At 73.3% G+C, this 14,127-nt stretch carries 12 protein-coding genes; 8 read left to right on the top strand and 4 right to left on the bottom strand.

Annotated elements, in window-relative coordinates; all coding sequences use genetic code 11:
* The first annotated feature begins 2 nt into the window (after window positions 1-2).
* The 5 genes from J8403_RS16880 (at window position 3) to J8403_RS16860 (ending at window position 7,186) form a co-directional block, all read left to right on the top strand.
* Entirely contained in the window at window positions 3-962 is a 960-nt protein-coding gene (locus J8403_RS16880) for an ABC transporter permease (protein WP_211128286.1), read from the top strand.
* Window positions 959-1,858, top strand: coding sequence for an ABC transporter permease (locus tag J8403_RS16875; protein ID WP_211123912.1), 900 nt, complete (start codon window positions 959-961; stop codon window positions 1,856-1,858). The genes J8403_RS16880 and J8403_RS16875 overlap by 4 nt, the downstream gene beginning before the upstream one ends.
* On the top strand, window positions 1,858-3,837 hold the full coding sequence (locus tag J8403_RS16870) for an ATP-binding cassette domain-containing protein (RefSeq protein ID WP_211123911.1): 1,980 nt from the start codon (window positions 1,858-1,860) through the stop codon (window positions 3,835-3,837). Before J8403_RS16875 ends, J8403_RS16870 begins: the two co-directional genes overlap by 1 nt.
* Before the next feature lie 701 nt (window positions 3,838-4,538).
* Entirely contained in the window at window positions 4,539-6,551 is a 2,013-nt protein-coding gene (locus J8403_RS16865) for a CocE/NonD family hydrolase (protein ID WP_211123910.1), read from the top strand.
* Window positions 6,518-7,186, top strand: a complete 669-nt coding sequence (locus J8403_RS16860; protein WP_211123909.1) for a TetR/AcrR family transcriptional regulator — start codon at window positions 6,518-6,520, stop codon at window positions 7,184-7,186. The genes J8403_RS16865 and J8403_RS16860 overlap by 34 nt, the downstream gene beginning before the upstream one ends.
* Before the next feature lie 75 nt (window positions 7,187-7,261).
* On the opposite strand, the gene J8403_RS16855 is transcribed toward J8403_RS16860, so the two are convergent.
* From J8403_RS16855 to J8403_RS16840, 4 genes are all read right to left on the bottom strand, one after another.
* Window positions 7,262-7,903, bottom strand: a complete 642-nt coding sequence (locus J8403_RS16855) for a hypothetical protein (RefSeq protein WP_211123908.1) — start codon at window positions 7,901-7,903, stop codon at window positions 7,262-7,264.
* Between the two features lie 99 nt (window positions 7,904-8,002).
* Window positions 8,003-8,395 carry a VOC family protein gene (locus J8403_RS16850; RefSeq protein WP_246585866.1) on the bottom strand — a complete coding sequence of 131 codons (393 nt, stop codon included), beginning with the start codon at window positions 8,393-8,395 and terminating at the stop codon, window positions 8,003-8,005.
* A gap of 34 nt (window positions 8,396-8,429) precedes the next feature.
* Entirely contained in the window at window positions 8,430-10,046 is a 1,617-nt protein-coding gene (locus tag J8403_RS16845; protein ID WP_211123907.1) for an N-acyl-D-amino-acid deacylase family protein, read from the bottom strand.
* Window positions 10,047-10,092: 46 nt separating this feature from the next.
* A complete protein-coding gene (locus J8403_RS16840) occupies window positions 10,093-11,382 on the bottom strand; it encodes an amino acid deaminase (protein ID WP_211123906.1) in 1,290 nt (429 codons plus the stop codon).
* A gap of 147 nt (window positions 11,383-11,529) precedes the next feature.
* Here J8403_RS16840 and J8403_RS16835 point away from each other — a divergent pair, with 147 nt between their 5' ends.
* The 3 genes from J8403_RS16835 to J8403_RS16825 are packed head-to-tail and all read left to right on the top strand — an operon-like array spanning window position 11,530 to window position 13,960.
* Window positions 11,530-12,720: a sugar kinase gene (locus J8403_RS16835; protein WP_211123905.1), complete on the top strand. Its 1,191-nt coding sequence runs from the start codon at window positions 11,530-11,532 to the stop codon at window positions 12,718-12,720.
* Window positions 12,717-13,550, top strand: coding sequence for an IclR family transcriptional regulator (locus J8403_RS16830; RefSeq protein WP_211123904.1), 834 nt, complete (start codon window positions 12,717-12,719; stop codon window positions 13,548-13,550). The genes J8403_RS16835 and J8403_RS16830 overlap by 4 nt, the downstream gene beginning before the upstream one ends.
* Window positions 13,547-13,960, top strand: coding sequence for a RidA family protein (locus tag J8403_RS16825; RefSeq protein WP_211123903.1), 414 nt, complete (start codon window positions 13,547-13,549; stop codon window positions 13,958-13,960). The genes J8403_RS16830 and J8403_RS16825 overlap by 4 nt, the downstream gene beginning before the upstream one ends.
* Window positions 13,961-14,127: the final 167 nt, after the last annotated feature.

Here is a 14,127-nt window from a genome sequence, read left to right as displayed (position 1 = left end):
GCATGCTGACCTTCCTCGTCCGCCGCGTGGTCTCCGCGCTGGGCACCCTGCTGCTCTCCTCGGTCCTGGTCTTCCTGGCCGTCCAGGCGCTGCCCGGCGATGTCGCCACCCAGGTGCTCGGCAGGGACGCCACCCCCGACGCGGTCGCCGCGCTGCGCCACCAGATGGGGCTCGACCAGCCCGCCTGGGAGCGCTACGGCCACTGGATCGACGGCGCCCTGCACGGCGACTTCGGCACCTCGCTGGTCACCACCAAACCGGTGGGCGGCGAGGTCGCCCAGTATCTCGGCAACTCCGCCCTCATCGCCGTCGTCACCATCCTCTTCGCGGTCACCGGCTCCCTCGTCCTCGGCATCGTCGCCGGGCTCTACCGCGACCGCTGGCCCGACCACCTGATCTCCACGGTCAGCCTGATCGGGATGAGCGTCCCCGAATTCGTCGTGGCCACCGTGCTGGTGCTCGCCTTCTCCGTCACCGTGCCGGTGCTGCCCGCCGTGGTGCTGTACGGACCGGGCGCCAGCACCGGGCAGCTCCTCCCGGCGGTCTGGCTGCCCGCCGCCTCGCTCGCGATCGTCATGGCCGCGTACATCGTGCGGATGGCCCGTACCTCGGTGATCGACGTCATGGCGAGTGAATACGTCACCACCGCCCGGCTCAAGGGCCTGTCCACCTGGCGGGTGGTCACCCGGCACGCACTGCCCAGCGCCCTGCTGCCCACCCTCCACGTCATCGCGCTCAACGTGGCCTGGCTGGTCGGCGGCGTCGCCGTGGTCGAGAACGTCTTCAACTACCCCGGCATCGGCAAGCTGATGCTCTCCTCCGTCCAGAACCGCGACCTGCCCGTCATCCAGGCCATCGCCCTCATCAGCGCCGTCGTCTACGTCCTGTGCAACCTCGCCGCCGACCTCGGCTCCATGGCCCTCAACCCCAAGCTCCGCACCCGAGGAGGGAGGATCCGATGAGCTCGCCGAAAGCGTCTGCTGCCGCCGTGCCGCCCGCGCCCGTCCGGCCCGGCGTGGCCGCCCGCACCTGGCGCGCCGTGCGCTCCTCCCGGCCCACCGCCATCGGGCTCGCGATCGTCGCCGTGCACCTCGTGGTCGCGCTGCTCGCCCCGCTGCTCACCCCCTACCACCCCACCACCGGCGACGCCTCGCACGCACTGCTGGGGCCCGGCGCGGACCACTGGGCGGGCACCGACAGCTACGGGCGCGATGTGCTGACCCGAGTGCTGTACGGCGGGCGGTACGCGCTCGGCGTCTCCGTCACCGCGACCGTCCTCACCGTCGCCCTCGGCGCCGTCCTCGGCTGCGCGGCCGCCCTGCGCGGCGGCTGGCTGGACGATCTGCTGATGCGGGTCCTGGACGCGGTGCTGTCCATCCCCGCGATCCTCGTCCTGCTGGTGATCGTCACCGCGCTGGGCACCGGATCCTCGGTCATCGTGCTGGCCATCGCCGTCGTCTGTGTCCCCCAGGTGGTACGGGTGGTGCGCGGCGCCGCGCTCGCCGTCGTCCCCCAGGACTACGTCACCGCGGCGCGCGCCCGCGGCGAGAGCACCTGGGCGATCCTGCGGCGCGAGGTGCTGCCCAACATCACCGACGTGGTGTGCGTCGAGTTCGCGATGCGCGCCTCCTGGGTGGTGCTGCTGATCTCCTCGCTGTCCTTCCTCGGCTTCGGCGCCGACCCGCCCACCCCCGACTGGGGGCTGATGGTCTCGGAGAACCGCACCGCCATCACCGTCGTCCCGATGGCCAGCCTCGCGCCGATCATCGCCCTGGCCACGCTGGTGGTCGGGCTCAACCTCGCGGCCGACGGCCTGTCCAAGGCGTGGGGCGTGGACCGGATCCGGGAGGGCTCCTGATGACGGCTTTCAGTTCGGCGGAAGCGACTGTTCCGGCGGAGACGGCGCCCATCGTCTCGGTGGAGGCGTTGTCCGTGGCCTACCGGTCGGGCGGGTCGGGCGGGTCTGGCGGGAAGGGCGGGCGCGAGGTGCCCGTCGTGGAGGAGGTGTCGCTGGAGGTGCTCCCCGGCCGGACGCTGGCCCTGGTCGGCGAGTCGGGCAGCGGCAAGTCGACGGTCGCCGCGACGCTGCTGGGGCATCTACGGCACGGATCGCGGCTGACCGGCGGACGGGTCGCCGTCGAGGGCAGGGACGTCTTCGCGCTCTCCGCGCGGGAGTTGCGGCGGCTGCGCGGCGGTACGGTCGCGATGGTCTCCCAGAACGCGGGCCAGGCCCTGACGCCCAGCATGCGCATCGGACGGCAGATCGCGGAGGCGGGTGGCGAGGTGCCCGTCACGGATCTGCTGGAGCAGGTCAGGCTGCCGCATCCCCGCGAACTCGCCCGCCGCTATCCGCATGAGCTCTCCGGCGGACAGCAGCAGCGCGTGGCCATCGCCATGGCCATCGCGGCCCGCCCCAAGGTGCTCGTCCTGGACGAGCCCACCACCGGCCTCGACGTGATCACCCAGCGCGGGGTGCTGGACCTGGTCGGTGCCCTGCGCGAGGAACTCGGCCTCGCCGCCGTCCTGGTCAGCCATGACCTCGGCGTGGTCGCGCACATGGCCGACGAGGTGTGCGTCCTGCGCGCGGGTCGGGTCGTCGAGTCCGCCCCCACCCGACGCCTCTTCGCCGCCCCCGCCGACCCGTACACCCGCCGCCTGCTGGCCAGCGTCCCGCGCATCGCGGACGCGGGGCTGGCGCTGGTGGGGGAGGACGGCACGCGCGAGATCCGCCCCCGGGCCGAGGTGCCCGCGGTCGCGGGCGGGGACTCGGCCCCGGACGCGGACGCGGACGCGCCCGAGGCGCTGGACGTACGCGAGGTGACGATCGACTACGGCACCAGCCGCGCGGTGGACGGGGTCTCCTTCAGCGTGCGGAGGGGGGAGGTGCTGGCCCTGGTCGGCGAATCGGGGAGCGGCAAGTCGACGATCGCGTGGGCGCTGGCGGGGCTGCGGGGGCTGTCGGGCGGGACGATGAGGGGTGGGGGGTCCGGAGGGTCCGGTGTGTCGGGTGCATCGGGTGCATCGGGTGCATCGGGTGTGTCTGGTGCATCGGGTGTGTCTGGTGCGTCGGGTGGTGCGTTGGGTGTGTCCGGTGCGTCGGATGTGGCCGGGGGTGCGACGGGGGCTGTGTCGGACGGTGGGTCCGGCGGTGATCTGGGTGTCCCCGCGCGGCGGCGGCCGCTTGCGCTGCGGCGCACCGTGCAGCTCGTCTTCCAGAACGCCGACACCTCGCTCAATCCGCGGCGTTCGGTGGGCGATGCGATACGGCGGCCCCTGCGCTTCTTCGGTTCGGCGGGGTCGCGGAGCGAGGCGGCCTCGCGGGCCCGGCAGCTGATCGCCGACGTCCGCCTCGACCCCGACTTCGCCGACCGGCTGCCCGCGCAGCTGTCGGGCGGCCAGCGTCAGCGGATCGGGATCGCGCGGGCGCTGGCCGGGGAGCCGGAGGTGCTGATCGCGGATGAGATCACGACGGCGCTGGACGTGTCCGTACAGGCCGATGTGTTGCGGCTGCTGGACGATCTGCGCCGGGAGCGGGAGTTGGCGTGCCTGTTCATCAGCCACGACTTGGCGGTGGTGCGGGGGATCGCGGACCGGGTGGTGGTGCTGCGGCACGGGGTGGTGGTGGAGGAGGGGCCCACGGATGCGGTGTTCGAGGGGCCGGGGCATCCGTATACGCGGGCGCTGATGGGGGCGGCGCTGGAGCCGGATCCGGAGGCGGAGGGATTGGCGGCTTCGGCCCCGGCGGAGGAATGGGCGGACGCCGCCGAGCCGGGGGCGGTGTGGGATGAGTTGGGCGGGGGGCACCGGGTACGCAGGTGGCGGCCGGCGGATGGCTAGCCCCCACCCCGCCCCTCCCCGAAACCGGGGCCGGCCCCGGCCCCCGTGGGGGTTGTCCCTTGGCGTATCGCCGCCGGGTGCGGGCCGGTGGGCGGGTCGTGCCCACCCGTTCCGCCGGGGGGCACCTCCCAGCGGTAGCTGGGGGAGGAACGATTGCCCACAACCTGGCAGCCGCATGCCTGCCCGAGGGGCGGCCGGGGCCGTGCCCCTGGGCCTCGCCGGGCGGGGGCTTCCGCCCCCGGGCGAGCTACGCGAGGCGCAGTTCAAGCCCCGCCAGCGATTGATCGCAGTTCAAGCCCCTCCGGCGATTGAGGAGCGGGGTCCGGGGCGGAGCCCCGGTTCCGGGAAGGGGCGGGGTGGGGGCTTGCCCGCCGCAGGCGCACCCCGACTTGCGGGCGCACCGGACCTGCAGGCGCACCCCGACGCGTGGGCGCACCCCGACTTGCGGGCGCACCCCGCTCTGCGGGCGCACCCCGACGCGTGGGCGCACCCCGACTTGCGGGCGCACCCCGCTCTGCGGGCGCACCCCGACGCGCGGGCGCACCCCCCACCCGCAGGCGCACCCGACCCGCAGGCGCACCCGACCCGCAGGCGCACCCGACCCGCAGGCGCACCCGACCCCCAGACGACCCACCCCCAGACGACCCACCCCCAGACGACCCACCCCCAGACAAGACCTACCCCACCCCCCAAGGAGCAGCGTGAAGTACCGCGAGACGTTCCCCCGCAAGGTGCGGACCGAGGACGTATGGATCCCCACCCGGGACGGGCAAACGCGGCTGCACGCACGCATCTGGCGCCCCACAGACGCCGAAACCGCCCCCGTACCCGCCCTCCTCGAATACCTCCCGTACCGCAAGAGCGACTGGACCGCACCCCGCGACGCCCAGCGCCACCCCTGGTACGCCGGGCACGGCTACGCCTCCGTACGGGTCGATCTGCGCGGCAGCGGCGACTCCGAGGGCGTGATGCTCGACGAGTACACCGCGACCGAGCTCGCCGACGGCGTCGACGTCGTCAACTGGCTCGCGGAGCAGCCCTGGTGCACCGGCAAGGTGGGGATGTTCGGGATCTCCTGGGGCGGGTTCAACTCGCTCCAGATCGCCGCCCTGCGCCCCGCCCCGCTGAAGGCGATCGTCACCGTCTGCTCCACCGACGACCGTTACGACAACGACGTCCACTACACCGGCGGCGCCGTCCTCGGCATCGACATGCTCGCCTGGGCCGGGACGATGCTGGCGTTCACCGCCCGCCCCCCGCATCCCACCTCCGTCGGCGAGGACCGCTGGCTGCCCATGTGGCGGGAGCGGCTCGACGCGCTCGAGCCGTATCTGCACACCTGGCTCGCCCACCAGGAGCGGGACGACTACTGGCGGCACGGCAGCGTCTGCGAGGACTACGGCGCGATCGAGGCCGCCGTGCTCGCGGTCGGCGGCTGGGCCGATCCGTACCGGGACACCGTGCTGCGCCTGCTGGAACACCTGGACGCGCCCGTGCGCGGCCTCATCGGCCCCTGGTCGCATCAGTACCCGGACCGGGGGCTGCCGCCGGGCCCGGCGATCGGCTTCCTCCAGGAGACGCTGCGCTGGTGGGACCACTGGCTCAAGGACGAGCCGACCGGCGTGCTGGACGAGCCGCCGCTGCGCGCCTGGATCAACGACCCGGTACCGCCCGCCACCTCGTACGCGACCATGCCCGGCCGCTGGGTCGGCGAGGACGGCTGGCCGTCGCCGACCGTCATGTGGGACGAACGTCCGCTCGGCGGCCCCGCCGACGAGCCGGTGATCGTCCGCTCTCCGCTGCACACCGGCCTGGACGCGGGCCGCTTCTTCCCCTTCGGCAACGCCACCGATCTGCCGCCCGACCAGCGCGAGGAGGACGGCCGCTCGGTCTGCTTCGACTCGTCGCCGCTGACCGATCGGGTCGAGATCCTCGGCCGTCCCCGCGTACGGCTGCGCCTCGACAGCGCCACCCGGCGCGCCCATGTCATCGCCCGCGTCTGCGATGTGGCGCCCGACGGCTCGTCCACCCTGGTCACCCGTGGAGTGCTCAACCTGCTCTCCCGCGAGGGGCGGGACAAGGCCGTCGAGTGGGAGCCGGGGCGAGAGGAGGACGTGGAGTTCGAGCTGAACGCCACTGGCTACGCCTTCCCGCCCGGCCACCGCGTCAGGGTCGCCGTCTCCGACGCGTACTGGCCGTGGGTCTGGCCGCACGGCGAGCGCGGCCGGCTGACCGTACGGCCGGGGGACAGCGCCCTGCTGCTGCCGGTACGGGACCCGGGTGCCGACGCGGGCCGCCCGCCCATCGTCTTCGAGGAGCCCGAACAGGCCGCACCGCTCGCCGTGACCGTCGACCCGCCCGCCGAACCACGCCCCGAGCGGACCCTCACCCACGACGTGGCGACCGGCGAGTGGGTGCTGGACGTGGACCCCAACTACGGCGGCTCCCGCACCTACCCCGACGGACTCCGCTACGAGGAGAGTGCCCGCGAGACCTACCGCATCCGCTCCGACGATCCGCTGTCGGCCGTGGCAAGCTCTCGGTGGACCATCCGGCTGCGGCGCGGGGCCTGGCACACGGAGGTCGTCACCGCCGTGGAACTGCGGGCCACGGCGGAGGAATTCATCATGGACAGCAGCATCGAGGCACGGGCGAACGGAGAGACAGTGGCCACGCGCGCATGGCACCACACCACGCCGAGGACATCCGCGTGACGTCCCCCGCCGAACGCCGCCCTCCGCGCCGCGCCGTCGACGCCTCGCGCCGCACCCGGCAGCCGACCGAGGTGCGCCGCCGCCTCATCGTGGAGGCCGCCGTTCCGCTCATCGCGGAGCGCGGCACCAAGGGGGTCGGGGTGCGCGAGGTGGCGGCCGCGGCCGAGGTCTCGGTCGGCACGGTCACGTACCACTTCGAGAGCGTGCAGGAGGTCCTCTCCGAGGCGATGGTCCTGCACATCGAGCGCTACTACGCCGCGCTGAGCGAGGCCGCCGCGAAGGCCACCAGCGGCGCGGAGGGGCTGCGGCTGCTCATCGACGCCCTCTTCACGGACGACACGGACCAGCACTGGCGCATGTGGTTCGACTACTGGAACGCGGGCGAACGCGACGAGTCCTTCGCCCGTGGCCAGGCCGAGCGCTACGAGGCATGGCACGGCGAGATCCAGTCGCTGGTCGAACGGGGCCGCGACGAGGGCGACTTCGCCTGCGAGGACCCGGCCGACTTCGCCCTCCGCTTCTCCGCCCTGGCCGACGGCCTGGCCCTGCGGCGCCTGCGCCAGGCCCCCGCCCTGACCGTGGCCGACGCCCGCCGCCACCTGCGCCGCTTCGTGGCGGCGGAGCTGGAGGGCTGAGCGGCGGCGGAGCGGGAAGGCTGAGCGGCGGTGGAGCCGCCCCAGGCAACTCCACCGCCGCGGTCGGGCAGGTGCTTACTGGTGGGCGCTGATCACGCCGCCGGCGCTGAGCACGATGTACACGCCGTTGGCGACCATCCCGGCGTCGTGCTGGTTGGCCTCCAGCGTGCCGTCCACCGAGCCCTCGTTGCCGATGATGTCCGCGCGGAAGTGGGCGTCGCCGAGCTTGGTGACCTTGGCCGTCCAGCCGCCCGCGAGCTTGTAGGTGCCCGCCCCGCTGTGCTCGCCGCCCATCCAGGAGTGGACCTCACCGCCCAGCGTGAGCACGACGTACATGCCGTTGGCGTCGAGCCCGGCATCGCGCTGGTTCGCCTCCAGCGTGGCCAGGACGGCGCCGTCGTTGATGATCTTGAGGCGGTAGTGCTGGGTACCGAGCTTGTCGATCTTGGCCGTGCTGCCGTCCGCCAACTTCTGGTCGCCGGTCGAGGATGGCGCCTTGTCCGTATCGCCCGTTTTGGCGTCGGGCTTGGCGTCGGAGCCCTGCGCTCCGGTGGAGGAGCCCCCGGTGCTGGCCTCGGCGGAGGCCGCCGGCTTCTTGGTGCCGGTGTTGTCCGTGTCGTTGTTGCAGGCGGTCAGGCTGAGGCCGGCGGCCGCGATCAGGGCAGCGGCGGCGATGCGCATGGTGCGGCGACGGCGGACGGTGGTGGTGGCGTTCATGTCGAGTCCCCCCGGGGGCGGTCGGTGACGTTGTTCTCGGTACGTCACCCACTCTGGCCGGGGCCGCTACCGCAAGCCTGCCGCTCCGCTAACACCCGGCTAACGGGGTCGCCCTCCGGCGCGTTGCCACTGCGCCTCGTCCCACTCGACGTACTCGATCTGGACGCCACCGGGTAGCTCGGCCGTCAGGTTCCTCCCGGTGGGAACGGTCTGCGGGCCGCGCACGATCCGCGCTCCCGTCTGGTCGAGGCGTGCCCGGCACTCGTCGAGGTCGTCCACGATCAGCGTTGCCGCCGTTGCCCGGTACGGCTCCAGCGTTCGCTCGTCGCCCGCCACCACCAGAATCTGCCCGATGGTCGCCAGCTCCAGGCCGTTTGGCATGGTGAAGCGGGTGGTGATCGGCTCACCGGTAACGGCGCTGAGCGGTGCCAGCGCCGCGTCCAGGTCGGCGGCGTAGACGCGGGCGTAGGTGCGGAAGATGCGCATACTCATCAGCAAGGCGCTGATGAACCGCGGCATTCCCAGGTCAGCCCGTGTGCCGCCGCACCGAACGCCCCGCCAGGACGTCCGTCCGCCGGCCGTGCTCGATGACGAAGCGGCCGTCGATGAGGACGTGGGGGATGCCGGTCGGCAGGGTGCGGGGGGTGTCGAAGGTCGAGCCCGCGGCCACCGTGTCCGGGTCGAAGAGGACGAGGTCGGCGCGGTAGCCCTCGTGGATCCGGCCGCGGTCGGGGAGGCGGAGGCGGGCCGCGGGGCGGGAGGTGAGGTGGGCGACGCACTCCTCCAGGGTGAGGACGCCCAGCTCGCGGACGTAGCGGCCGAGGTACTGCGGGAAGGTGCCGTAGGCGCGGGGGTGGGGCTTGGCGCCCTGGAGGATGCCGTCGCTGCCGCCCGTGTGGACCGGGTGCTTCATGATCGCCTGGACGTTCTCCTCATGCCCGACGTGCTGCAGGATCGTCGGGCCGAGGTGGTCCTCCAGGAGGAGGCGGCGGGCGGTGGTCCAGGGGGCCTCGCCGCGTTCGCGGGCGCTCGCGGCGATGGTCCGGCCGACGTAGCCGGTGAGGGACGGGTCGTTCACGCCGGAGATCTCGATCGTGTCCCAGTCCATCGGCACGCCGTGGCAGCCGTCCGCTCCCTCCACCTCCATCACGTGGCGGATGCGCTCGGCCGTCGCGTCGTCGCGCAGCCGGGCGAGCGCCGCCTCGGGGCCGCCCTCGGCCGCCCAGCTCGGCATCATCGCGGCCAGCGTGGTGCAGCCGGGGAGGTAGGGGTAGGTGTCGAGGGTGATGTCGGCGCCGTCGGCGAGGGCGGTGTCGAGGAGGGCGAGGAGCTCGGGGGCGCGGCCCTTGTTGAGGCCGAAGTTCATGGTGGCGTGGGCGAGGTGGAGCGCGCAGCCGGCCTCGCGGGTGAGGGCCACCATCTCCTCGTACGCGCGCAGGGCGCCGGCGCCGTAGGAGCGGTGGTGCGGGCAGTAGTAGCCGTCGTAGGCGGCCACGACCCGGCACAGCTCGGTGAGTTCGGCGTCCGAGGCGTACATCCCGGGGGTGTAGGTGAGGCCGGAGGAGAGGCCGACGGCGCCCTGCCGCAGCCCCTCGGCCACCAGCTCCTTCATCCGGGCGACCTCGGCCGGTGTCGCGTCGCGGTCCTCCCAGCCGACCGCGAGCATCCGCACGGTGCCCTGGGGGATGAGGTAGGCGGCGTTGACCGCGATGCCCTGGCCGTCGAAGCCCTGGTCCAGGCGGTCCAGGAACTCCCCGACGGTGCGCCAGGTGAAGTCGATGTCGGAACCGTCGCCGTTCCAGCCGGTGATGGCGGTACGGATCTGGGCGAGGGTCCGGTCGTCCACGGGGGCGTACGAGAGCCCGTCCTGGCCGATGACCTCCAGCGTCACGCCCTGCGCGGCCTTCGCCGAGTGGTCGGGGTCGCGCAGCAGCGCGAGGTCGCTGTGCGCGTGCATGTCGATGAAGCCGGGGGAGAGGACGAGGCCGTCCGCGTCCACGGTGCGGCGGGCGGTGGGGCGCGGCCCGCCGCCGTCCTCGCGGACGACGGCGGCGATCCGGCCGCCGTCCACGGCCACGTCGGCCCGGTAGGCGGCACCGCCGGTGCCGTCGATGACGCGTGCGTCGCGGATGACCAGGTCCATGGGGTGCGTCTCCCTTCGCGCGGGGTGGGGCGGTGCCCCGGAGGGGTCAGAAGAAGGTGCGGATGTAGTCCGTGACCGTGCCGTCCGCCTCCGCCACCGGAATCAGCTGCCACTTGTCGAAGCTGGTGCACGGATGCGAGAGCCCCAGGGCCACCCAGTCGCCGACCTCCAGCTCCGTGCCGTCCGCGACGGTGACCCAGGCGTGCTGGTCGGACAGGGCCGTGATGGCCAGGCCCGTGGCGGGGCGGGTGGCGCCGTCGCGGGCGGAGCGGATGAGCTGGGGCGCGGGCAGATCGAGGTCGTACGCCGCGTCCCGCTTGCCCGCGTTGAGGAACGCCTGGCCGGGCTCGGGGCGGGAGACGACCTGGGCCCACAGGCGGAAGGCCGGGTGCAGCTCGCCCTCCTCCGGGACGCGGTTGAAGGGGGTGAGGTGCCGGTAGTGACCGTCGTCGTGGGAGACATACGCACCCGAGCGCAGCAGCTTCAGCACCGGCCGGGACAGCGTGGGCAGCTCCGCGAGGACGTCGGCCACCGCGTCGAACCACGCGCTGCCGCCCGCGCTGACGACCACCTCGTCCACGCCCTCGAAGCGGCCCGCCGCGTCGAAGTCCGCGGCCAGCGCGGTGAGTCGGCGAAGCCAGGCCCGCACCCGCTCGCCGTCCGGCTTCGGCACCTCGCCCTCGTAGCCGGCGACGCCGACAAGACGCAGGGTCCCGGTGGCCGCGACCGCGTCGGCGACCGCCGCGCACTCCGCCTCCGTACGGACCCCGGTACGCGCCCCCTCACCGCCGCCCAGCTCGACCACGACCTCGACCGGCCGCCGCGCGCCGGCCTCCCGCAGCGCCGCGTCCATCAGCTCGACGCCGCGCACCGAGTCGACGTAGGCGATGAAGCGGAAGTCGGGGTCGGCGTCGAGCTCGGCCGCGAGCCAGTGCAGGGCGGCGGCGTCGACGAGCTCGTTGGCGAGGAAGATCCGCTGGATGCCGAAGGCCCGGTAGACCCGCACATGGGCGGGGACGGCCGCGGTGATGCCCCAGGCCCCGTGCGCGAGCTGGCGCTCGAAGAGCTGCGGGGCCATGGAGGTCTTGCCGTGCGGGGCGAAGGCGAGCCCATGGGCGGCGGAGTAGCGCTCCATCGCCACCAGGTTGTGCTCCAGCGCCTCGGCCGACAGGGCCAGGACGGGCGTGGTGAAGCCGCCGGTGAACAGGGAGCGCCGCTCGGCGGCGAGCTCGCCGACCGTCAGGCCCTCGGCGCTCGGAGGCAGCCCCTTGAAGCGGTGGTCCACGCGCTCCCGCGCGAGAGCGGCGACGGCCTGGTCGCTGTGGTCGGTGGCCATGGAGGCGCCTCCATTACGGATTCCGGTTGCAATCTCTGCAACGTTCATTGCGCATATCGCTTAGCGCTGTCTAACATCCCGCCCAGCACCGGGTCAACGGTGTGTGGCTGACCCCCATCCGTCCATCCACGAGGAGCGAGACCCAACGTGTCCCCTCTCCCCAGCGTCGAGACCGCCGATGGTGTCGCTGATGCCGTCGATGACATCGACGTCGTCTGCCTCGGCGAGTCGATGGTGACCTTCGTGCCGTCCCGCCCGGGCCGGCTGGCGGACGTCCCCTCCTTCGCCCGGGGCATCGGCGGCGCCGAGTCCAACGTCGCCTGTGGCCTGGCCCGCGCCGGGCACCGCGCGCGCTGGATCAGCCGGGTGGGCACGGACGGCTTCGGCGAGCACCTGGTGCGGGAGATCGCGGCCACCGGCGTGGACACGGCCTACGTCCAGCGCGATCCGCACCGCCCCACCGGCATCTACTTCCGCACGGCGGGCGAGCGCGCCGTCGGCCCGGAGACGGTGGACGGGTCCGGTGGCGCCGACGGGGACGGGGACGGCGGCGCGGAGCCGCTCGCCGAGGTGGTCTACTACCGGGCCGGATCCGCCGCCGCGGCCATGTCCCCGGCGCTCATCCCCCGGGAGCGGGCCTGGTCCGGCCGGGTGCTCCATCTGACCGGGATCACCCCCGCCCTCTCCGCCGACTGCCGGGCGCTGATGCGTGAGCTGACCGCCCGCGCCCCCGGCCGCCCCCTCGTCTCCTTCGACCTCAACTACCGGGTCTCCCTCTGGCAGCGGGAGCAGCGGGAGCAGCGGGAGGGCGACGCAGAAGAGGGCCCGGCCGTCCTGCTCGGCCTCGCCCGCGGCTGCGACCTCGTCTTCGTCGGCGAGGACGAGGCCGAGGCGGTCTGGGGGCTGCGCGGCCCGGCGGCGATCCGGGCGGCGCTGCCCGAACCCGAGATGCTGGTCGTCAAGCAGGGCGGCGCCGGGGCCACCGCCTACGCCCGCCGCCCGGACGGCACCGACGCCGTCACCTTCGAACCGGCCCCGCGCGTCGAGGTCGTCGCCCCCGTCGGCGCGGGCGACGCCTTCGCCGCCGGTTTCCTCTCCGGCACCCTGCGCGGACTGCCCATCGCCGAACGGCTGCGCCACGGCCACCTCATGGCCGCCGCCGCCCTCACCGTCCCCGGCGACCTCGGCACCCCGCCCTCCCGCGAACAGGCCGACCAATTGGTGGCACTCGATGCCACGCGGTGGGGCACACTGCGGTTCGGCCCCGGTTGGACAGATCTGCCGACTCCCGCCGAAAAGTGGGCCGAGACCGCAGTGGTGGAGGTATGCGACCCATGAGCCAGACCGTCGACCGAGCGCTGAGCATCCTGCCGTTGCTGGCGGAGGGCCCGGCCAATCTGGAGCAGGTCGCCACGCGGCTGGGCGTGCACAAGTCGACCGCGCTGCGGCTGCTGCGCACCCTCCATGAGCACGGCATGGTCTACCGCCAGCAGGACCAGCGCTACCGCCTCGGCGCCCGCCTCTTCGCACTCGCGCAGGAGGCGGTGGAGAACCTCGACGTCCGCGAGATCGCCCACCCGCATCTGATGGCGCTCAACGAGCGGTGCGGGCACACCGTCCATCTCGCGGTGTACGAGGAGAACGAGGTGCTCTACATCGACAAGGTGGAGAGCCGCTACCCGGTGCGGATGTACTCGCGGATCGGCAAGCCCGTCGCCATCACCGTCGCCGCCGTGGCCAAGCTGCTGCTGGCCGATCTGCCCGAGCCCGAGCTGCGGACGCTGGCCGAGCGGCTCACCTACCCCGCGTACACGTCCCGTTCGACGCCGAACGCCGCCGCGTTCCTCAAGGAGCTGGCGACCGTGCGCGAACAGGGCTGGGCCACCGACTTCGGCGGCCACGAGGAGTCGATCAACTGCGTCGGGGCGCCGATCCGGGGAACGGACGGGCGGGTCGTCGCCGCCTGCTCGGTCTCGGCGCCCAACGTCGTCGTCAGCGCCGAGGAACTCCTCTCCCTGCTGCCGCTGGTGCGCCGCACGGCGGACGAGATCAGCCGGGAATACTCGGGCGGCGCCCCGGTGTCCGCATCGGTGTCCCACGCCTCGCAGAACCCCTCCCAAGTAACAGCGGAAACACCCGAGAAGAAAGCCGAGGAGCCCTCCTCATGACCGAGAAGCCGCAGAAGACCCCGATCACCCCGGCCACCCACACCACCCCGCCCGCCAAGTTCTCCCACGGCGTGAAGAAGGGGAACATCCTCCAGGTCGCCGGTCAGGTCGGCTTCGGCCCCGCCGTCCCGGGCCAGGCCCCCACCCCCGTCGGACCGACCCTGCGCGAGCAGACCCTGCAGACCCTGCGCAATGTGCAGGCCGTGCTGGAGGAGGGCGGCGCGAGCTGGGAGGACGCCATGATGGTGCGCGTCTACCTCACCGACACCGGCCACTTCGCCGAGTTCAACGAGATCTACAACGAGTTCTTCGCCGACCTCAAGGAGGCCCCGGCCGCTCGTACGACGGTCTACGTCGGCCTCCCCGCCGGTCTGCTCGTCGAGATCGACGCCCTCGCCGTCCTGGGCTGACCCCGAAACCCCGCGGCGGGCGGGAGCGCCTTCCGCCCGCCGCGGGTTCCACCCCTGACTCGTCCTCACCGTCCCCGTCGCCGGAAGCTCGAGCCCTGATCAACCGCACCCACCACGCTCACCCAGCGCGCGGCCCCCCGCCGTGCGGCGGTACCCCCTACCCACAA

Source organism: Streptomyces yatensis (assembly GCF_018069625.1).
Classification (GTDB): Bacteria; Actinomycetota; Actinomycetes; order Streptomycetales; family Streptomycetaceae; genus Streptomyces; species Streptomyces yatensis.
The sequence above is the reverse complement of the archived record's forward strand: the minus strand, read 5'-3'. Positions and strand labels throughout refer to the sequence as shown.